At 62.9% G+C, this 20115-nt stretch carries 18 protein-coding genes; 10 read left to right on the forward strand and 8 right to left on the reverse strand.

Features of this window, described 5'->3' with window-relative positions; translation table 11 throughout:
* Positions 1-46: 46 nt before the first annotated feature.
* Both M2432_RS22730 and M2432_RS22735 read right to left on the reverse strand, forming a co-directional pair.
* Positions 47-958 carry a DUF389 domain-containing protein gene (locus M2432_RS22730; RefSeq protein ID WP_280829101.1) on the reverse strand — a complete coding sequence of 304 codons (912 nt, stop codon included), beginning with the start codon at positions 956-958 and terminating at the stop codon, positions 47-49.
* Positions 959-968: 10 nt separating this feature from the next.
* Entirely contained in the window at positions 969-1442 is a 474-nt protein-coding gene (locus M2432_RS22735; RefSeq protein ID WP_280829102.1) for a helix-turn-helix domain-containing protein, read from the reverse strand.
* Positions 1443-1549: 107 nt separating this feature from the next.
* Between M2432_RS22735 and M2432_RS22740 the strand changes: the two genes are divergently transcribed.
* Positions 1550-2752 carry a thiolase family protein gene (locus M2432_RS22740; RefSeq protein ID WP_280829103.1) on the forward strand — a complete coding sequence of 401 codons (1203 nt, stop codon included), beginning with the start codon at positions 1550-1552 and terminating at the stop codon, positions 2750-2752.
* A 52-nt stretch (positions 2753-2804) separates the two neighbouring features.
* Here M2432_RS22740 and M2432_RS22745 read toward each other — a convergent pair whose 3' ends face one another.
* Positions 2805-3017, reverse strand: coding sequence for a hypothetical protein (locus tag M2432_RS22745; protein WP_280829104.1), 213 nt, complete (start codon positions 3015-3017; stop codon positions 2805-2807).
* 113 nt (positions 3018-3130) lie between these two features.
* On the reverse strand, positions 3131-4933 hold the full coding sequence (gene aspS, locus M2432_RS22750; protein WP_280829105.1) for an aspartate--tRNA ligase: 1803 nt from the start codon (positions 4931-4933) through the stop codon (positions 3131-3133).
* Positions 4934-5006: 73 nt separating this feature from the next.
* Here aspS and M2432_RS22755 point away from each other — a divergent pair, with 73 nt between their 5' ends.
* Positions 5007-5900: an oxidoreductase gene (locus M2432_RS22755; protein ID WP_280829106.1), complete on the forward strand. Its 894-nt coding sequence runs from the start codon at positions 5007-5009 to the stop codon at positions 5898-5900.
* A gap of 95 nt (positions 5901-5995) precedes the next feature.
* On the opposite strand, the gene M2432_RS22760 is transcribed toward M2432_RS22755, so the two are convergent.
* Positions 5996-6811, reverse strand: coding sequence for a universal stress protein (locus M2432_RS22760; protein ID WP_280829107.1), 816 nt, complete (start codon positions 6809-6811; stop codon positions 5996-5998).
* A 134-nt stretch (positions 6812-6945) separates the two neighbouring features.
* Positions 6946-8439, reverse strand: coding sequence for an AAA family ATPase (locus M2432_RS22765; RefSeq protein ID WP_280829108.1), 1494 nt, complete (start codon positions 8437-8439; stop codon positions 6946-6948).
* Positions 8440-8604: 165 nt separating this feature from the next.
* Between M2432_RS22765 and M2432_RS22770 the strand changes: the two genes are divergently transcribed.
* The 4 genes from M2432_RS22770 to M2432_RS22785 all read left to right on the forward strand — a co-directional run bounded on the left by M2432_RS22770 (position 8605) and on the right by M2432_RS22785 (position 13036).
* A complete protein-coding gene (locus M2432_RS22770; protein WP_280829109.1) occupies positions 8605-9669 on the forward strand; it encodes an NAD(P)H nitroreductase in 1065 nt (354 codons plus the stop codon).
* A gap of 29 nt (positions 9670-9698) precedes the next feature.
* The gene (locus M2432_RS22775; RefSeq protein ID WP_280829110.1) at positions 9699-10553 is read left to right on the forward strand and encodes a universal stress protein; all 855 of its coding nucleotides are present in this window, start codon (positions 9699-9701) and stop codon (positions 10551-10553) included.
* A 66-nt stretch (positions 10554-10619) separates the two neighbouring features.
* On the forward strand, positions 10620-11267 hold the full coding sequence (locus tag M2432_RS22780; protein ID WP_280829167.1) for a response regulator transcription factor: 648 nt from the start codon (positions 10620-10622) through the stop codon (positions 11265-11267).
* A 56-nt stretch (positions 11268-11323) separates the two neighbouring features.
* Positions 11324-13036, forward strand: coding sequence for a GAF domain-containing protein (locus M2432_RS22785; protein WP_280829111.1), 1713 nt, complete (start codon positions 11324-11326; stop codon positions 13034-13036).
* Positions 13037-13046: 10 nt separating this feature from the next.
* Here the strand turns inward: M2432_RS22785 and M2432_RS22790 are convergent, their stop codons facing one another.
* Positions 13047-13547: a hypothetical protein gene (locus M2432_RS22790; protein ID WP_280829112.1), complete on the reverse strand. Its 501-nt coding sequence runs from the start codon at positions 13545-13547 to the stop codon at positions 13047-13049.
* Between the two features lie 300 nt (positions 13548-13847).
* On the opposite strand from M2432_RS22790, the gene M2432_RS22795 reads away from it, so the two are divergent.
* The 3 genes from M2432_RS22795 (at position 13848) to M2432_RS22805 (ending at position 16049) form a co-directional block, all read left to right on the forward strand.
* On the forward strand, positions 13848-14444 hold the full coding sequence (locus M2432_RS22795) for a GNAT family N-acetyltransferase (RefSeq protein WP_280829113.1): 597 nt from the start codon (positions 13848-13850) through the stop codon (positions 14442-14444).
* 5 nt (positions 14445-14449) lie between these two features.
* Positions 14450-15442 (forward strand): NAD(P)H nitroreductase, encoded by a 993-nt coding sequence (locus tag M2432_RS22800; RefSeq protein WP_280829114.1) that lies wholly within the window; start codon positions 14450-14452, stop codon positions 15440-15442.
* A gap of 148 nt (positions 15443-15590) precedes the next feature.
* Positions 15591-16049: a hypothetical protein gene (locus M2432_RS22805; protein ID WP_280829115.1), complete on the forward strand. Its 459-nt coding sequence runs from the start codon at positions 15591-15593 to the stop codon at positions 16047-16049.
* Between the two features lie 206 nt (positions 16050-16255).
* Here M2432_RS22805 and M2432_RS22810 read toward each other — a convergent pair whose 3' ends face one another.
* Positions 16256-18301 carry an erythromycin esterase family protein gene (locus M2432_RS22810; RefSeq protein ID WP_280829116.1) on the reverse strand — a complete coding sequence of 682 codons (2046 nt, stop codon included), beginning with the start codon at positions 18299-18301 and terminating at the stop codon, positions 16256-16258.
* Positions 18302-18654: 353 nt separating this feature from the next.
* Here M2432_RS22810 and M2432_RS22815 point away from each other — a divergent pair, with 353 nt between their 5' ends.
* Positions 18655-20055 (forward strand): wax ester/triacylglycerol synthase family O-acyltransferase, encoded by a 1401-nt coding sequence (locus M2432_RS22815; RefSeq protein ID WP_280829117.1) that lies wholly within the window; start codon positions 18655-18657, stop codon positions 20053-20055.
* Positions 20056-20115 lie beyond the last annotated feature (60 nt).

Consider the following 20115-nt stretch of genomic DNA (forward strand, 5'->3'; position numbering starts at 1 on the left):
CAACGGGCAGGTTGCAGCACACGCGGAGTACCGGGCCCGGCTGTCCTCACTCAGGCCGGGTGCGCTGAAAAATAAACAGCACAACACTGCCCGCCGCCACGATGCCCACCATGTTGACCGCCAGCTGTGCCAGCGAGTCCAGCGCCACATCCCAGTCACCTACGGTTGCAGCCACCACCGCAAGGCCGGCCGCAGGAACCGTGGTGACCGAGATGAAAACCCCAACCAGCGCAGAGGATTTCGAGGTCACGAGCGAAAGCATGCCGGCCGCCCCGGCCAACAGCGCAACCACCAGGGAGAAGGGGCCAACCTGGAAGATGAAGGCAACCTGTCGCAGGTCGTGGGTGCTGGCCAAGTCCACCAAACCCAATTCCTCGAAGGCCAAGGTAGCCGCCGCGGTAATTGCCATTGCCAACGGGAAGCCGACCAGCAGCGCCGCCAAGGCACGCTTGGCCAGGTAACCCTTGCTGCGCACCAACGCCACCGCGATCGCCGCCAGTGGCCCGAATTCCGGTCCCACCACCATTGCACCGACGACCGTGACAGCCGAGTCGGTCAGCACGCCGACCGCAGCCAGCAGGCACGCTATGCACAGAAACGTCAGAAACGTCACGTTCAGGCTGGATTCCTCGCGGGTGCGCAGCACCAGCTCATCCCAGATGACTGCATCAGCGCCCTCGCCCTGGGCTTCATCCTCGGCGTGATAGGCCGCGGTGGACAGCACGGTGTCGAGCGCCTCCATGGTGATGGCGCCGTCCTGGTCGACCCCGCGTGCCTTGAGCCCGTCGATCAGTGCGTTGGCAGCCTCTCGGGCAACATCGGCGGTGATGACGTCGCCCGCCGGGTCGATGGCGGCGCCGCGGTGCACCACCACGTTGGTCACACCGTGCCGGCTCCGATATAGGTCCAGTACCGATTCGGTGAGTTCCGGCGGTGTGATGGCCCGTAGCTGCAGCACAACCCGCAGGTTATCGCGATTTGCGGGTCAGCTTCATGCCCAGCTCGTCAGGCGGGACTTCGTGTCCCTCGGCGCACCGGATCTCCACTGTGGCTTCGGCGCCGCAGTGCAGGTGGGTCAGCCGCAGTCGGGAATCCTTGACGTAGTGCCGGCCCCATTCGAACATCGCCCAAACCACGGGCATGAACGCGGTACCGGCGTCGGTGAGGACGTACTCGTCGCGGCTTCGTTGCCCCGGCTCCCGGTACGGCCGCTTGGTCATCAGGCCAGCCTCCACCAGCTCCGAAAGTCGCGCCGAGGTGGCTGCCTTGGTGATCCCGACCCGGCGGGCGAAGTCGTCGAAACGCGTTGTGCCGTAAAAGGCCTCGCGCAGGATCAGCATGGCCGACTTGGTGCCGACCAGGGTCATGGTCTGCTCGATCGGGCACTGGCCGATGGCCGACCAGTCATCCCGTTCGGCGAGCGGGCCGAGCAGCATTGTCATGCAGATCACTCTACAGCTGGGTTGTTGTAGGTGAACCCAGCTGTTACACCTGATGTAGGTACCTAGGTATAGGAACCGATACTCAGTGTGGAGTTCAGGAGGATTAAATGTCCGGATACACCGATCGCGATGCCGTCATCGTCGCCGCGGTACGCACCCCCGTCGGCAAGGGCAAGCCCGGTGGCGCGTTGCACGACGTACTGCCCGCCGACCTGCTCGCCCACAGCCTGCGCTCGGCGGTCGAGCGCACCGGCATCGATCCTGTCCTGATCGACGACGTCATCAGCGGCGCTGTCACACAGGTTGGCGATCAGGCCGTCAACATCGCCCGCAACGCCCTGCTGGGCGCGGGGTTCCCGGAGAGCGTGCCCGGCACCACCGTGGACCGCCAGTGCGGCAGCTCGCAGCAGGCCATCTCCTTTGCTGCCCAAGGCGTTCTGGCGGGAGCGTACGACGCGGTGATCGCCGCGGGCGTCGAGTCGATGTCCAGGGTGCCGATGGGTTCGAGCGTGTTGCCCGGCAGCGACCCATTCGGCGTCGGGATGGCCGGACGGTACCCGGAAGGCCTTGTCCCCCAAGGTGTCAGCGCTGAATTGATCGCCGCGAAATGGAACCTGTCGCGCACCGAACTCGACGAGTTCTCTGCAGGCAGCCACGAGAAAGCTGCCCGAGCAACCAAAGACGGGCTGTTCGACAATGAACTGGTACCGATTGGGGGGCTCAGCGCCGACGAGATCATCCGCCCCGGAACGTCCGTACAGACCCTCGCCGGGCTCAAGCCGGCGTTCTACAGCGCGGGCTATGCCGAGCGCTTCCCCCAAGTCCGCTGGGAGATAACGCCGGGCAATTCGTCACCGCTGTCGGACGGCAGCGCCGCGGTGATGATCACCAGCGGCGCCTTCGCTCGACGTCACGGTCTGCGGCCCCTGGCCCGAATTCATACCACCACTGCCGTCGGCTCGGATCCGCTGTACATGTTGACCGGGGTCATCCCGGCGACCGAAAAGGTGCTGTCACGGGCCGGGCTGTCGTTGTCGGACATCGACCTGTTCGAGGTCAACGAGGCGTTCGCACCGGTGGTGCTGTCGTGGGCTTTGGAACTGGGCGGGGCAAGGGCATCCGACCTGCTTTCGAAGACCAACGTCAACGGCGGCGCGATCGCCATCGGCCACCCATTGGGCGCTTCTGGGGCTCGCATCATGACCACGCTGGTCAACGCTCTCGAGCAGCGCGGTGGGCGCTACGGCCTGCAAACGATGTGTGAGGGCGGCGGCATGGCCAACGCGACCATCATCGAGCGGCTCGGCTGACGCGCAATACCGAAGGGGCCCCGGCGCGAAATTCGTGTCGGGGTCCCGCGCCTCAGTGGGCGTCGACCGCGGTAATGCGCGTCAACTCATGCCTGGCACGCCGCTCTACGAGCAGAGGTACAAAATCTCGAACCCTGCTGGCGGAGAACGACTGTCGCACATCGCCGATCACAGTGGCCACCCGGGCGGGCGGGACGCTGGCGAACTCGGCCGAAAGGCGGTCTTCGATCTCCAGGAAGGTCTGCGTCTCAGACTTGCTCACCATGACGTCAATTATCGGCAGTAAACTTGACACGCGTCAAGTTTCCGGGTGAAATGTTAGCTAGCTAACAGTGGGTGAGCACATCCCATCCTGCCCTCGTGTATCAGACGCGAATTTCACGCCTTGGCGTCCTTGAGCGCAAGGTGCTTCGCGTCCTTGGATTCCGGCTTGAAGTCGATCCCTGACTCTTTGCGCTGAGCGGCGGTGATCGGCGCAGGCGCGTCGGTCAACGGGTCGACGCCACCGCCGGACTTCGGGAACGCGATGACCTCTCGGATCGAGTCGACCCCGGCCAGCAGCGCCGTGATCCGGTCCCAGCCCATCGCGAAGCCGCCATGCGGGGGCGCACCAAAGGTGAAGGCGTCCAACAGGAATCCGAACTTCTCCTGAGCTTCATCGTGGTCGATGCCCATCATCGCGAACACCCGTTCCTGGGTGTCGCGGCGGTGGATGCGGATCGAGCCGCCACCGATCTCGTTGCCGTTGCAAACGATGTCGTAGGCGTCGGCAAGCGCCGAACCCGGGTCGGTGTCGAACGTCGCGATTGACGCTGCCTGCGGCGAGGTGAAGGCGTGGTGCACCGCCGTCCAGGCACCCGAGCCGACGGCGACGTCACCCGAGGCGGTCGCGGCTTCCGTGGACTCGAACAACGGCCAGTCCACCACCCAGGTGAACGCCCAGGCCGCCGGATCGATCAGGTCGAGCCGCTTGGCGATCTCGATGCGCGTCGCGCCGAGCAGCGCCCGCGCGCCCTTGGCCGGTCCGGCCGCGAAGAAGATGCAGTCCCCCACCTTGGCACCGACGTGCTCGACCAAACCAGCCCGCTCAGCGTCTGTCAGGTTTTTGGCCACCGGACCGCCCAACTCGCCGTCCTCGCCGACCAGCACGTAGGCCAGGCCCTTGTGGCCGCGCTGCTTGGCGAACTCCTGCCACCCGTCCAGCGTGCGGCGCGGCTGCGAGGCGCCGCCCGGCATCACGACCGCACCGACGTACGGCGCCTGGAACACCCGGAACGTGGTGTCCTTGAAGTACTCGGTGCACTCGACCAACTCGACGCCGAAGCGCAGGTCGGGCTTGTCCGAACCGAATCGGCGCATGGCCTCGTCGTAGCTGATCTGCGGCAACGGAAGCGGCAGGTCGTAGCCGATCAGCGCCCACAGCGCCTTGAGGACCTGCTCGCCGATGGCCATGACGTCATCGGCCTCAACGAAGCTCATCTCGACGTCGAGCTGGGTGAACTCGGGCTGCCGGTCAGCGCGGAAGTCCTCGTCGCGGTAGCAGCGCGCAATCTGGTAGTAGCGCTCCATCCCAGCAACCATCAGCAACTGCTTGAAGAGCTGCGGGCTCTGCGGCAGGGCATAGAACGAGCCCGGCTGCAGACGCGCGGGGACCACGAAGTCGCGAGCACCCTCGGGGGTCGAGCGGGTCAACGTCGGGGTCTCGATCTCGATGAAGTCGTGCTCGGCCAGCACAGCGCGTGCGGCGGCGTTGACCTTGGACCGCAGCCGAATGGCGTGGCCCGGGCCCTCCCGGCGCAGGTCCAGATAGCGGTACTTGAGGCGGGCTTCCTCACCGGCGGTCTCGTCCAACTGGAAAGGCAGCGGAGCGCTCTCGCTGAGCACCTCCAAAGTCGTCGCGTTGACCTCGATCTCACCGGTCTCGATATCCGGGTTGGCGTTGCCCTCCGGCCGCAGTTCGACGACGCCGGTTACCAACACGCAGAACTCGGCGCGCAGCCGGTGCGCCTGCTCCAGCACACCCGGGTCACGGAACACCACTTGCGAGACCCCGGATGCGTCGCGCAGGTCGATGAAGATGACGCCGCCATGGTCGCGCCGGCGCGCCACCCATCCGGCCAGGTTGACCGTCTGACCGGCATCGGTGGACCGCAACGAACCGGCGGTATGGCTGCGCAACACGAAAACTCCTCAAAGTCGCGGGGTGAATCGACCGCTAAGTCTAAAGGGCGGCTTAACCGGTACTTTGGCGACAGTGAGCTTTGCACTCGTGGGGCCCGGCGCCATCGGATCGACCCTCGCCGCGTTGCTGCACACGCAAGGACATCCGGTGTTGCTGTATGGCCGCAGCGCACGCGACCACCTCGAGGTCCGGCCGGACGCCGACGTTGACGATGGAAAGCCGATCGTCGTGCCCGGCCCGGTACACACCGACCCGGCGAGCGTCACGGGGCCGGTCGATGTGGTGTTGCTGGCCGTCAAAGACACCCAGAACGCGGACGCCGCGGCCTGGCTGGCCCGGCTGTGCGACCACAACACCGTTGTTTGCGCACTGCAGAACGGCGTCGAACAGGTACAACGGGTCGGCCGGTACTGCCCGGCGGCCTCCGTGGTGCCGGCCGCCGTGTGGTTCTCGGCCGAGGCCCAGCCGGCCGGCTGGGTACGGCAACGCACTCCGGCACGGTTGGTGCTGCCCGATGAACCGGCCGCGCGTCGACTGCAGGAGCAGCTTCAGGGTCCCACGCTGGCGGTCGAAATCGATCCCGATTTCCTGACTGCAGCCTGGCACAAGTTGCTGGTCAACGCGGTGGCCGGACTGATGGTGCTGACCGGTCGCAAGTCGGGCATGTTCCGGCGCGCTGATGTGGCCGGTCTGGCCCGGGCCTATGCCACCGAATGCCTGGCGGTGGCCCGAGTCGAGGGCGCCAACCTGCCCGACAACGTCGCTGACCAAATGGTCGAGATGTTCACCGCGCTACCCACCGACATCACCACCTCGATCCTGACCGACCGGGAACTGGGCCGGACCCTTGAGTGGGATATCCGCAACGGGGTCATCCAGCGCAAGGGCCTCGCACACGGAATCGCCACGCCGATCAGTGATGTGGTGGTGCCGCTACTGGCCGCAGCCAGCGACGGACCGGGCTAACCACCAGTGTCCGCGCGGTACGGCTCCGGTAGTCGATCACGATCCGGCCTTGAATTTTTCCCTGCCGTCACCGAGCGTGACAACAAGGCCTTTCGTCACCGGATGACCATCAGCGAACAATCTGAATCCTGCAGGAGCTTGCGGGTCCGGTCATCGGTCAGCTCATCGACCAGGTCCGTGCGGTCACCAGGGACAATGAAAAGTTGGTCAATGCAGGCACTCTGCCGTAGCAGATTGGTCAGATGTTCTGGCATGGGCAAGGTGACCGACTGCACATGGTGGTTGGTCGAATCCTTCAGATACCGTTTCAGCGCGGCATGCTCCGGAAGGCTGGCATCGGCCTCGTTTCTCGAATGCGACCACGATTCGAGCACCAGAATGGGAGCATCGCGCGTCGCTGCCTCATCCTGGGCGGCCTTCAACGTTTCTGTGACAGCCTCCGATTCATCGGCTGCCACGACGATCCACTTGCGGTGGTCGAATTCATTGTTTGGATGCGCTCGGCGGACGATGGCGACCGAACCGTACGCCTTCCGGGCGACTTCTACAGCAGTGGAGCCGGGCGGAACCTTGGGCCGGTCGTCGCCATCGCGATGTCCCACGCAGGTCAACGTCGCGTACCGGGATTCTTCGATCAGGCAGTCGGCCGGGCGTCCGGATGCAATCTCTGATTCGATCTTGACGTCGACCTGGGTGTCAGCCACCGCAGCCCAGGCTTCACTCAAGGCCCGCTGAGCCACGTCGATGCTTTCTTGCCGATCGGCTTCATCTGTTTCGATGACGTATACCAGACGCAATGTCGCGTCGCGGCTTGCCGCCTCGACCGCCGCCCACCCCGCGGCCCGCATGGCTTGTTTGGAGCCGTCGATTCCCACCACCACAACTGGTTTGCGCGATGTCGGAGCATTCATATTCTGTGTTCGCTTCTACTCAACGTGCGCGAGATCTGTTGATCTCCAAATACATCCGACCACTTGCAGTCCCGCACCGACAGTGTCGAAAGTCCCTCGGTGATAATGTTGCCGTCCCGAGAAACACTCGACAGCTACAGCACAGCGGAACAGACCGCGACGGCTCTGTCGACCGATTCTTCCGGCGTCAGGGTGGTGTCGATGCTGACTGCCTCGGGCCAATCCGCACTGTCCTGAGCCATGCGGACGGCCAGCTCCGGCGTCACCTCTGAGGTGCTGTTGCACCTATTGACAATTCGGCGCTGTGCGATGGGAACCGTTGCGGTACATTGCAATTCAGAAACCGGACAGCTGTATTGGGAACCGAGCGCCCTGGCACATTCGCGTGCATGAAGATCGCGCCAGGTCCCGTCCAGAACTACGGAGTACCCCTGCGCAAGTAGCGCTCCGGCTCTACTCAGCATCTCCTTGTAAACCGTTTCCACCTGTCCAGGGCTGTAGCGTCCGGCTCCGTAGCGCCCGGCAGGTCCATCCAGCCGTCCGGCATATAGGAGTTCGGCGCGAACATCATCGGTCGAGATCAACTCAGCTGACAACCGGTTGCCCAATAGTCTTGACAGCGTGGTCTTTCCAGTGCCTGGGCCGCCTCCGACCAGGATCAACCGCACCGTCGCCGCGCGAAGACTGGTGATGGCGAGATCTAGGTGGCGCAGCGCATTGCTGCGCGCTGACGTTTGATTCTGCTCCATCCGGATGCAGTCGACTTTCGCCCGCACCACAGCCCGGTACGCACAGTAGAAATGCGCCAACGAAGGCGGAGCACCGTCGTCGGCGGCAAGCCGGTAGCTCGCCAGAAATCGGTCGGCCATTTCGTGAGCACCTAGGAATTGCAGGTCCATTGCTAGAAATGCCGCGTCGTCCAACCCATCGACGTAACGGAGTTGGTCGTCGAATTCAAGACAGTCCAATATGACCGGTCCGTCGTCTGTACAGAAAATGTCACCAGCCTGCAGGTCACCGTGACCGTCAACGATCCGTTTCTGATCGATTCGTTGTGCGAACAGCTTCGCACGCCCATCGACGTACCGGCGGAACAGCCGACCAATCTCGTTGATGGAACGTACTGCGTCAAGCGTCACCGCCCGCCGGCCGAGTTCAACGAGGTTCTCCTCCCACCGCACGACGATCGCCGTCCGCCGCCCGGCGGCGTCGATTTCCTTGCTGTGCGCCGATGCCGCGTGAAGGTGCGCTACCTGCTGCGCAATGGCATCCAGATGACCGCCGGCCGGTAGTCCTGCACACACGATCTCGGACAGTCGTTCCCGGTCCGGATAGCGGCGCATCTCGATCACCGGCTCACCTGGGCCGCCATCGGGGCCAACGAAGTGCGCCAGACCGAGATAGCTCTCTTTGGCCAACCTGCGATTCAACTCGATCTCTCGAGCGCAGGCGTGCTCGCGGCTCGCTCTGGTGCTGAAGTCCAGAAAGTCGGTGACCACCGGTTTCTTCGACTTGTACGCACGATCACCGGCCAGTATCACAATGCCGGTATGCGTCTCGCGCACCTCGACCTCATTCCCGGGAATCGGGCCAGCCGCGCGGACGGGAACTGAAGCATCGAGGGTCATGGCCGAAATCCTCGCCGTCCCGGGGAGTCACGTTCTGCTGCCTTCTGACCTCTCATCGCCGCCAAAGGTCACACCATTACACTAGGTGACTTCTGACTCTGTCGGTTCCGAAGCTCAACGGGGCAGCGTTGCGACTGAAAGTTGTAGCGCTGCGGAGGACATCTCATGCCGAAAACCACTATCACGCTTCAGGAAATCGAAGATGCGGTGCATCTGGCCTGCCGCGCCCCGTCATTCCATAACAGCCAACCATGGAAATGGGTTCTGGAGTCGAACACGCTGAAGCTGTTTCTCGACCCTGATCAGCTGGTTGCCTCCGACACCTCCGGGCGCCAGGCACTGTTGAGTTGCGGCGCAGTGCTGGACCACCTTCGGGTCGCGATGGCCGCCGTCGGTTGGATCACCGACGTCGACCGCTTTCCCAATCCGAACAACCGCCACCATCTCGCTGACATCGATTTCCGTCCGGCTCCAGGAGTAACTCGCACACAGCTCAAAGCAGCCGACGCAATACTGTCCAGGCGGACCGACCGGCTGCCATTCGACGCGGTCCCCGACTGGCCGGCGTTCCAACAATTGCTGTGGTTGGCAGTGCAGGGCCGCCCAAGTCACGTCGACGTCCTTGATGCCAAACAGCGCCCCAAACTGTCCGAAGCGTCCCATCTGACCGAGGTGCTGAGGATGTATGACGCTTCGTACGATGCCGAACTATTCTGGTGGACATCACAATTCGGTGCCACCACCGGTATCCCGCACAGTTCCCTGGTATCCGCCGCGGAAAGCGATCGTGTTGATATCGGCCGATCGTTTCCGGTGACGCACACTCGCGAACGGCGTCAACAGATAGGGGACGACAAGTCCACGGTTGTGGTGATCTCGGCCCTTGACGACACCCGCCAGGACATCCTGGCTTGCGGTGAGACCCTTTCTGCGGTGCTGCTAGAGGCCACCATGTCAGGGCTTGCCAGCTGCACGCTTACCCACCTCACAGAGCACCCGGCCACCCGCGACATCGTGGGCACACTTACCGGGCACCAATTGCCACAGGTATTGGTGCGCATCGGAATCGCCCCGACTCTGGATCAGTTCCCACCGCCGACGCCGCGGCGTCCGCTGTCTGATGTCTTCCGTTACCAGCGCGGCGTCCACAGTCAAGACCACTGTCCGCCCACAGTAGGGACTAATTCCTCTGCTGTGGAAAACGTTGTCCCGCCTAACGTCGACACGTAGTCAGCTCGACACATTCAGGAGCGCCCGCCATGTACAGCACAGCTTCACCGTCCCCAGCAGTCGCGGTCGGCATCGACGGCTCACGGTGGTCCGTGGACGCTGCTTTGTGGGCAGTCGACGAAGCGGTCAGCCGCGATGTACCCCTGCGCCTGCTATACGTGGTCGAGCCGCGCCCACACACTACGTTCGACCCACAGCAGGCCGCCCGCGATCTGGCATGCGCCGAAGTCTCCGTGCGCCAGACCCTGGTGGCCGTTGAGTCTGCAGAAAAGCCAGTCAAGATCGAATGGGAAGTGCTGCAGGGCGATCCGACCCGGGTCCTACTGAACGCCGCTCGATCAGCCGACCTGATGTGTATCGGGTCACTCGGTATCGCGCATGCCACTGGCCAGCGGCCGGGATCAACTGCCGCGGCGTTGGCAACATCAGCTCAATGCCCGGTCGCCATCGTCCGGAGTACCCAGCATTGGTCGACGCGACCCCGACAGGTAGTCGTCGAAATCGACGAAAGTCCAGATAGTGTCTACGTTCTCGACGCCGGGATCGGCGAGGCGCGGCTACGCGGCGCACCGTTGACGGTACTTGCGACCTGGCAGAGCGAACTCGACGACGTCCGGGAAACCACCGCCGACGAGAACGTTCGTGCGCAACTGGACAAGCGCCTCGCACGCTATCGTCAAGCGAATCCAGACATCGAGTTCAACACGGTTGCGGCCCGGGGTTCAACGATGAATTATCTTGCCCACCAATCTGATTCGGTCCAGATGGTGGTCGTCGGCCAGAATCGTCGACGCGGCCTAGGGGAAATCGTCGGGTCTGCCCAGACCACCCCTCATCGCATCGACTGCTCGGTCCTGATTTGTCGGCACCACCATCGCTTGTAGCGCGTTTGAGCCTATCGTTGTCCAAGGTGCGCGGGCATCGCAATGAGGATCCAGGAGGTCATCCGAATGGTCACCGTGTTTCTTGTCGACGACCACGAAGTGGTACGTCGCGGCCTCATCGACCTGCTCAGTGCAGACCCTGACCTGCAAGTCATCGGCGAGGCCGGATCGGTAGCTCAAGCGATGGCCCAGATCCCCGCGCTGCGGCCCGATGTCGCCGTCCTGGACGTGCGCCTCCCAGATGGCAATGGCATCGAACTATGCCGTGACCTGCTGTCGCGACTGCCGGACTTGCGCTGTCTGATGTTGACGTCCTTCACGTCCGACGAGGCCATGCTCGATGCCGTTCTGGCCGGCGCCAGTGGCTACGTGATCAAGGACATCAAAGGTATGGAACTGGCGGAGGCAATCAAAACTGTCGGTGCAGGGCGATCACTGCTGGACAATCGCGCCGCCGCCGCGCTCATGGCCAAGCTGCGAAATGCAGCCGAGCGCTCAGATCCGTTGTCGGGCTTGACCGATCAGGAACGCGTGCTGCTGGATCTGCTTGGTGAGGGCCTGACGAACAAACAGATTGCCGCCAGGATGTTCCTGGCCGAGAAGACGGTGAAGAATTATGTGTCGCGTCTGCTCGCCAAGCTCGGCATGGAGCGGCGCACCCAGGCCGCGGTATTTGTGTCGAGACTGGATCGCCCGCAGCGTTCGGCACCGTGAAGCAATTCTGGCCACAACGGGCACCGGACATCGCGCGCGATGACAGAATCTGCGCTGTGTCAGGAAGTCCGGTAAACAATGACGGCAATACCGCGCGGCCGCTGCGCGCGCCGCTGTCCGGGCTGCGGTTGCGCGAGTTGCTCAGCGAAGTGCAAGACCGAGTCGAACAGATCATCGAGGGCCGCGACCGCCTCGACGGACTGGTGGAGGCGATGCTCACCGTCACCGCAGGCCTGGAACTGGACGAAACGCTCCGAACCATCGTGCACGCTGCCATCGAATTACTCGACGCGCGATATGGAGCACTCGGGGTCCGCGGCTCCGACCATGAACTCGTCGAGTTCATTTACGAGGGCATCGACGAAGAAACCCATCGGCAGATCGGACGGCTGCCCCAGGGACGCGGAGTCCTTGGCGTATTGATCGAAGATCCGAAACCTATTCGGCTGGATAATATTCGGACGCACCCGGATTCTGTGGGCTTCCCCGAGCACCACCCGCAGATGACTACGTTCCTTGGTGTGCCGGTCCGAATCCGCGATCAAGTCTTCGGCAATCTTTATCTGACCGAGAAGGCCTCCGGACAACCGTTCAGCGAAGACGACGAGGTGCTCGCCCAAGCGCTTGCCGCAGCTGCGGGTATCGCCATCGACAACGCCCGCCTCTACGACCAAGCACAACGACGCAGGGCGTGGATCGAAGCTACCCGCGATATCGGCACAGCGCTGTTGTCCGGAACCGAGCCAACCGAGGTGTTCCGGCTGATCGCCCTGGAAGCGCGCTCCCTGACCGACGCAGAGGCGACCCTGGTAGCGGTCCCTGATGACGATCTTCCGGCCCACGAGGTCACCGATCTGCAGGTCGTCGACTCGACCGGAAACCTCCCATCGACCCCTCGGCGGATCCCGGTGGCAGACGGACCGATCGGTACTGCATTCCGCGATCGCACCCCCGTTCGCTGCGCACCATCCGAGCTGCCCGCGGCGATCTCGACTGGGATGGGCTACGCGCTGGTTCTGCCGCTGCGGACCACCGAAAGCGTGGTCGGAATTCTGATCATTTTCCGAGCCGCGGGACGGCAGGCGTTCACCGCTGACCAGCTGGGCATGATGGCCGCGTTCACCGATCAGGCCGCGCTGGCCTGGCAACTGGCCGCGACCCAGCGCCAGATGCGCGAACTCGACGTCCTGGCCGACCGCGATCGAATCGCCCGCGACCTGCATGACCATGTCATTCAGCGCCTGTTCGCGATAGGTCTCACCTTGCAGGGTGCCATCCCCAGAGCGCGCTCCGGCGACGTGCAGCGGCGTATCACCGATTGTGTCGACGACCTACAGGAAGTCATCACCGAAATCCGCACAGCAATTTTTGACCTGCACGGCAGCTCCACGACGAGCACTCGGCTCCGCCAGCGCCTCGATGCGGCCATCTCTGCATTCTCCAGTAGCGAATTGCACACCACCGTCCGCTATAACGGACCGCTGTCGGTCATCGAACCAGAGCTGGCCGATCACGCTGAAGCCGTCGTCCGGGAAGCAGTAAGCAACGCCGTTCGCCATGGCCGAGCTACCGCCATCACCATCACTGTGAGCGTGAACAACGACCTGCATATCGACGTCACGGACAACGGTTGCGGGCTCGCAGAATCAATCACCGAAAGCGGACTGAACAACCTTCGACGCCGGGCGCAGGAATGTGGCGGTGACATGACGATAGGGGCGGCCGAAGGTCAAGGCACGATTCTCCAGTGGTGGGCGCCGCTACCGTAGCGGCTGTGCTTTACCGGAACCAATCTTTGCGTCCCCCGCCGTCGTGGTCCAACATCCGCCACTCGTTGGACCACCCTGCATAACGACTCCGGTCCAGTCGCCGGTGCAAGATGCCGACTAGTGACAGTAATCCGCCGACGACCCCCAGCCACAACGCGGCCGCTGCGCCGAATGCCGCTGTCGCAATCTGTTCCCGCGTCATTGGCGGCTCGGTGATATCACCGCGTTTGTCCACCCACACAGTGGTCCAATCGCCGGTCTTCAGATCGGTCGGTCCCTCAATCGAGCCTGTATAAGTTCTGCCCGAAACCATCCAGCGCACGTTTGACCGGAACGCGTCTGCAGCAACTCGAGATTGGATGACACTGTTGGCGACAGCCTGCGCCGGCACGTTGTGCCACTCTGCAACCTGCCGCAGCGCCAACTGCACCTGCTGATCATGAACGGCAGTACCGAATGCGGCTGCCGGCGCAATCGCCAAAACCGCGAGAATCGCCGCAATCAGCTTCACGATCGCCTCCAGCCGGTCGCTAGCGCGTACCAGTGGATTTCGAGAAAAGCATCGATACAAACCGACCGGAATCGGGCACCATGCGTAGCGATCCATGGCTGGCTCCTCAGACGACGGGTGCATCTCGCGACACCATGGACACCAGATTGCAGCACATCAGCCAGCGCGCACAGAGCCCAATGTCATTGACAACCAATACCCATGAACATCAGACCTGTAGTTGAAGTGCTGTCCAACATCAGCTGACCAAGTGACCTTCTGCCCTGTCGACAGCCGGGGATCAGACCGCACGATCACCGTATGAAGGACAAGCAATCGCCGGCCGGGTCGGCTTCGGTCGCCGGATCAGCCGTTCCGGCTCCATCAGCGTTGCCGCGCAAGCACGCCACACTGCGCGATGGATCATTCATCACGGTACGAGACCTGGTTACCAATGACTTCGCGGCCGTGATGGCACTGACCGAAAATCTCAGTGGCGACGAGCTCTACCTCCGGTTCTTCACCTTCCATCCGAAACATCTTGTGGAATGGGCACATTCGGTGACCCAGCCGCGACCTGGGAGTGTCGCCCTCGGCGCATTCGACGGCCAGTCGCTGCTAGCGGTCGGGAACTATGTGCCCACCGCTGAGCCCGGAACTGCTGAGATCGCCATCGTCGTCGCACACTCCAACCACTACCGAGGAATCGCCACCGTTCTGCTCACTCATCTCGGCGAGCACGCGAAAAATACAGGTACACAGCGCCTCATCGCGGACGTACTGGTACAGAACCTCGATATGCGCAGGGTCATCTCCGAAGCTGGGTGGAGCTGCCACCAACATCGAGACGGTGAGGTGATCTCGGTCGAGATCGACCTGACCAACTCACAACGTCCCAACGTATGTGCCATGAGGTGAAAGATATGTCCGACGAATTCCCAGATCAGCAAACCGTGCAGGCGGCGATGGCTCTTGCCACTCGCGCCCCCTCAGTGCACAACACTCAACCGTGGCGCTGGCGGGTCGGCTCCTGCAGTGTGCAGTTGTATGCCGAACAGTCGCGGCACCTGATGCACACCGATCCAGACGGCCGCGACCTGGTCATCAGTTGCGGTGCAGCGTTGCACCACGCAGTCATCGCGTTCGGTGCGCTTGGTTGGCAGGCCACCGTCCATCGATTCCCCAATCCTGCAGAACCCGAGCACCTTGCGGCGATCGAACTGCAGCCATGCGCACCTCAGCTTGCTGACATCGCCCTCGCCGCAGCGATTCCGCGACGGCGCACCGATCGACGACTTTTCAGCGGATGGCCGGTCGCGCTCGGCGACATCGCATTGATGTCTGCGCGTGCAGCCCGAATCGGCATTGCGGTCCGACGGGTGACACCCGACGACGTCCTCATAGCCGCAATGCGGCAAGCGGTTGCACAACATGGCCAAGACGTGGATTACCTGACCGAACTGACAGCGTGGAGCGGCCGGTACGCGGCGGTTGGCGGGGTGCCGGCACGCAACACGCCGATACCCGACCCTGCCGCCACCATCCCAGGCCGGATCTTCGCCGGACCGGTTCTCGATCAGCCACCTGGAACGAGTGCCGTCGACGACAACGGGTCGCTGCTGGCTCTCGGCACCGCGGCCGACACCCCGACCGATCGCCTCCGCGCCGGGGAAGCCACCAGCGCAATTCTGCTGACCGCAACAGCGCAAGGTCTGGCCACCTGCCCAGTCACCGAGGCATTAGAGAATCCGACATGCCGTGACATGGTGCGGACCGATGTTTTCGGCGACGATCTGTTCCCACAGATGCTGATCCGCGTCGGTTGGGCTCCGATCAACGCCGATCCCCTGCCGTCGACTCCCCGACGGCCGCTGGCCGACGTCGTGTCCTGGCTGGACGGGTGCCCGCCTCCGTGATGCCCCGATGAGGACGTAGGGCTGCCTGAATATGACCTTGGTCCCTCGCCGGAACGGAGACCGATGGCATCTCATATCTATACCGGGCAGCCAAACCCGCACGGCAATAACACAATCCGACAAATTCCTCAGGGCTGGAGGACCCAAAATGAGCACATCACCACAGATTCAGGACCGCACCCGCGTGCTCGCCCGCGTGCTCGGACCATACCTATTTATCGCAGCCGCGACGCTGGTCGTCCGCCCCTCATACGCTGAGACGCTGCTGCGGGCGTTCGATGAAAACTCTGCGTGGCCCTGGATCACTGGCGCATTCGTCCTGCCCATGGGGCTGGTAGTCGTTGTGCTACATCCATATTGGCGCGGACCGGCCGCAGCGACCATCTCCGTGTTGGGATGGCTGACAGTGCTCAAAGGTGTTGCACTGATGACCTTCCCACAGCGCTACCTGTCATTCGGGCAGGGGGCCGTCAGTACCGCCCCGTGGTGGCAGGCCAGCGTCTTCGTCATGGCTTTGCTCGGGCTGTACCTGATCGCCGTCGGCTGGGGCCGGGACCGACGCGAGACTCAATCGCCAACGCCACCAACCCATGCCGTCCGCGGCTGATCCGTCGATTTGGCTTACGCCGTTGCTGTTACGCGCAGCTGTTTCCTGGGGAACCTGGCTCCTGCCAGGTTCCCCAGGTCATTCGGCCCGACAGTCAGCCATCGGTCACGTCGGATTCTGAAGCAGGTCTTCGATATTCGCGATTGCGGGCAGCGCCCGATATCAGGGTCGGGCGATGGCTAATCATGCACCCGCAACAAGTGGTGTCAGAGGCCACTCGGATAGGTTTCGGGTGTCTCACCTTCACGCCAAATGCTGCTCAGCTCCAGTGGTTCCAGCGCCCGAGTCCTATCGACATGGATCATCGCGTCGAACTGATCAGCGGGACGTACATGGTAGTAATGGCTTTGCCGTTCTGTTGCGGGTAGGTAGATGACACCGATGGCGCGACCCAAGCGCACCACTGAGAGCGGCTCCGCCGCTGTGTGAGTGAGCAACGGGGAGACCAAGAATGATGCGCGACCGACTTCATGCAAGAGCTCTTCAATGCTCCCATTGAGCGCTGGGCGCACCGCCTTACGCTCAGCGATGCCACCCCATTCGCTGGCAGCGGTCACAGTACCGGCATAGGTGCTGAAGCCGATGAGCCGGCAGTCGCTTCCATAGCGCTCTCGAACAAGCTGCCCCAAGGTGAGTTGACCTTCGTTTCCCACCTCCGTGGCACGAGCATCGCCGACATGCGAGTTATGGGCCCAGACAACGATTTTCGGTTCCTGTGTACCTTGAGCATCCAAGTGATCGAGCAATGCGGTCAACGTGTGCGCCATGTGTTTGTCACGTAGATTCCATGAGGAAACCCGTCCACCAAACATCGCGCGGTAGTACACCTCGGCATCACGAACCGTCTGGGCATTCTGTTGGGCATAGAAAGCCTCGTCCTCAGCGAGCAGCCCATCGTGCTTGGCGGTGTCCACCGCATTACGCTGCATGTCGACCAGCTGCTCGATCGCCTCACGCTCACATGAGATTCCAGCTCCGAAAGCGGCTGCGAAACCGTAGGCCTGACCGTCGTCAGCGGACGAGACGTGATCGAAGCAGGCGTATCGTTCGCGTGCCCGGGCAGCCGCACGCGGATCGACCTTGTCGAGGTAGGCAATGACTTCACCCATCGAACGATGCAGGCTGTACAGATCGAGACCATAGAAGCCCGTTTGCCTCTCGTGGCCGGCAGCCCGCTCGGCATTTTGTCTGCGCAGCCAGTCGACGAAATCGCGGACCACGACATTGCGCCACATCCACGCCGGAAATCGTTCGAACCCGCTCAGCGCCTGGTCCGAGGAATCATCGGTGCCGAGACCTCGCACATACCGATTCACCCGGTAGGCATCGGGCCAGTCCGCCTCGGCCGCGACAGCGCAGAATCCCTTCTCTCGGATAAGCCATTTCGTGATCTCCGCACGTGCGGCATAGAACTCGTGTGTACCGTGGGACGCCTCGCCGATGAGAACGACTTGCGCGTCGCCGATTAGTTCCTCCAGCACCTCTGCTGGAGGAACGCCGGCGGGCGCATCGATCGCCGCGGCGTCGATGACATCGGCTGGGGTCTTCACCCGCAGCGACCGAGCCGCGTGAGCCGACCCAACCGTGGGTGTGGCCAGCAGCTCGTGCACCTCGTCATCACTGACTTGCCTGAAATCCCAGAAGGATTCGCCAACGGCACGAAATGGTGTCGGCATGCTGGCACATACAACATCATCAGCGAGGCCGGCGAACTGTCGGCAACTCGACTCTGACGCCGCAGGTATTGCAACCACCACTGCTTTTGGTTCGGCCTCTCGCAGTGCCTGCACAGCGGCAAACATGCTGGCGCCGGTGGCCAACCCGTCATCGACCACAATCACGGTCTTGCCCGTCACGTCGAGTGGCGGGCGACCAGCGCGGTACGCGATTTCCCGCCGCTGTAGTTCACGACCTTCCCGCTCCGCGATTTCTGAAAGCTCTTGCGGCGAAATTCTCAGCGCCCGAACTACATCGTCATTGATGACGACGCTGCCTCCACTGGCCAACGCTCCCATGGCGAACTCTTCATGACCGGGTGCGCCCAGTTTCCGCACAATGAAAGCGTCCAGAGGGGCACCGAGCGCGGCGGCCACTTCCCAGGCCACAGGAATTCCGCCCCTGGCCAAGCCCAAAACCACAACGCCCTCTTCGCCGCGGTACGCGGTCAACAGTTCGGCCAGTGCGCGCCCCGCCTCACGTCGGTCACGGAAGACGCGTCTCGGCGGATGTTGTATCAGGCTTCGAGTTGACATAGTTCGACTCCCTATTCGTCATTTCGTGTCGAACGGACCAATCTGATGTTCACCAGTCGGCGGCCCAGCCCGCTAGAGTCACTCTCCCCGTACGGAGAGGACTTTCGGTCCACGCCTCCGGGCGATTGGTGCCGAAGGTCCCTGATGGCGCGTCCGATCAGCCCTGCCATCGAGGCACTGCCGAGGTTCAGCATCGATTTGACGGGCATGGCGCGATCCTCGTGCGCATGCCGATGGGAGGAGCTAATGGGCAACACATCGCTGCGGCCATTGTTCGATCAACAGGGCCCCCGAGCCACGGGTGGGCACATCTCGTATGTGCCGATAGGTCAACAGGTTTCCGGAAGTATCTGATGAACGACGACAAACTCACCGCTCTCGACGCCGGTTTCCTGCAGGCCGAGGATTCCGACAGCCACACCAGCTTGGCTGTCGCAGCGCTGGCCATCATGGAAGGACCGGCCCCAGAGCTTTCAGAACTGCAAGCTACGCTCGACGAACGCTCCAAACGCATTCCCCGGTGCCGGCAGGTGTTGCATACCCAACCTCTCGATCTCAGTGCGCCGGAATGGATTACTGCGCACAAGTTCGATATTGCCCACCATGTACGCAGGCTCACCGTGGCAACGCCCGGAGACGACGCCGCCGTCTATCGCGCGGTCGCCGACGTGATGGAACGCCGACTCGATCGGTCGCGTCCGCTCTGGGAATGCTGGGTGCTTGAAGGCCTCGCGGATGGTCGCTGGGCGTTCCTGATCAAATTGCATCACTGCATCGCAGACGGCGTCGCCGCGACCGCGATGCTCGCCGGTGTCTGCGATGACGCGCCAGCCACGTACGACGACGAAAAGCCCAGCGCAACTTCGCAATCGGCCCTTCGGTTGTTCCGCAGCTTCAATCCCATCACGCTCAGCACCGACACGTGGCGCGCGGTGGCGTCGACCGCCCGCAGTGGCATACGGATGGCGATGGGCGCCGCACAGATCGTGGGCGGCATGCTGACTACGTCCGCCCAACCGCTGAACGGTCAACTCAGCGACCTACGTAAATTCAGTGCCGCCCAGGTAGCTCTGGGTGACGTCCAGTTGGTCAGCGAGCGGTTCGGCGTCACCATCAATGACGTCGCGCTCGCAGCCATCACCGAAGGTTTTCGATCAGCAATGTTGCACCGCGGCATTGAGCCGTCGACAGCGCCGATCCGCACTGCGGTACCGGTATCCGTCCGGCCCGCCGAATTCCTGCACGTGCCCGACAACCGGATCTCCCTGCTGCTGCCCGATCTTCCCGTCGATCGATCGGATCCGCTTGAACAACTACGTCTGGTCCATAAGCGCCTGAGCACCGCGAAGCGCAGTGGGCAGAGTCAAGCCGGCTCGCTTGTGGTCGCAGCGGCCAATCTGGTGCCGTTTCCGATCATGGCATCCACTGTGCGATTGCTGGGACGAATCCCACAGCGGGGCGTGGTTGCCGTGACTACCAATGTCCCTGGCCCACAACATCGGCTGCAGATCATGGGTCGCGAGATTATCGAGTTGGTAGCGGTGCCGCCCATTGCGATCGGAATGCGCACCGGCATCGCCGTCATGAGCTATGCCGGGGGTCTGACCTTTGGCGTCATCGGTGACTACGACGCCGAACTCGATGTCGACGATCTTGCCCAAGGCATTGAACACGGGATCGCCCGCCTCGTCAGCGTCGCCTCGGCTGCTAGACACACACTGCGTGCGGGCAACCTCATGTTGCTCAGCGGGTGAAATGGCGGCGCTAGTAGTACTGCAGCCTCGGATGGACGGTGCTGATCACGATGGCGATAG

The organism is Mycobacterium sp. OTB74 (assembly GCF_029892685.1).
Classification (GTDB): Bacteria; Actinomycetota; Actinomycetes; order Mycobacteriales; family Mycobacteriaceae; genus Mycobacterium.

Coding starts and splice junctions, on each gene's coding strand:
- M2432_RS22735 (WP_280829102.1), bottom strand. CDS start 1,442: ATGACAATGCTGCTCGGCCCGCTCGCCGAACGGGATGACTGGTCGGCC.
- M2432_RS22740 (WP_280829103.1), top strand. CDS start 1,550: ATGTCCGGATACACCGATCGCGATGCCGTCATCGTCGCCGCGGTACGC.
- M2432_RS22745 (WP_280829104.1), bottom strand. CDS start 3,017: ATGGTGAGCAAGTCTGAGACGCAGACCTTCCTGGAGATCGAAGACCGC.
- M2432_RS22760 (WP_280829107.1), bottom strand. CDS start 6,811: ATGAATGCTCCGACATCGCGCAAACCAGTTGTGGTGGTGGGAATCGAC.
- M2432_RS22765 (WP_280829108.1), bottom strand. CDS start 8,439: ATGACCCTCGATGCTTCAGTTCCCGTCCGCGCGGCTGGCCCGATTCCC.
- M2432_RS22770 (WP_280829109.1), top strand. CDS start 8,605: ATGCCGAAAACCACTATCACGCTTCAGGAAATCGAAGATGCGGTGCAT.
- M2432_RS22775 (WP_280829110.1), top strand. CDS start 9,699: ATGTACAGCACAGCTTCACCGTCCCCAGCAGTCGCGGTCGGCATCGAC.
- M2432_RS22780 (WP_280829167.1), top strand. CDS start 10,620: ATGGTCACCGTGTTTCTTGTCGACGACCACGAAGTGGTACGTCGCGGC.
- M2432_RS22795 (WP_280829113.1), top strand. CDS start 13,848: ATGAAGGACAAGCAATCGCCGGCCGGGTCGGCTTCGGTCGCCGGATCA.
- M2432_RS22800 (WP_280829114.1), top strand. CDS start 14,450: ATGTCCGACGAATTCCCAGATCAGCAAACCGTGCAGGCGGCGATGGCT.
- M2432_RS22805 (WP_280829115.1), top strand. CDS start 15,591: ATGAGCACATCACCACAGATTCAGGACCGCACCCGCGTGCTCGCCCGC.
- M2432_RS22810 (WP_280829116.1), bottom strand. CDS start 18,301: ATGTCAACTCGAAGCCTGATACAACATCCGCCGAGACGCGTCTTCCGT.
- M2432_RS22815 (WP_280829117.1), top strand. CDS start 18,655: ATGAACGACGACAAACTCACCGCTCTCGACGCCGGTTTCCTGCAGGCC.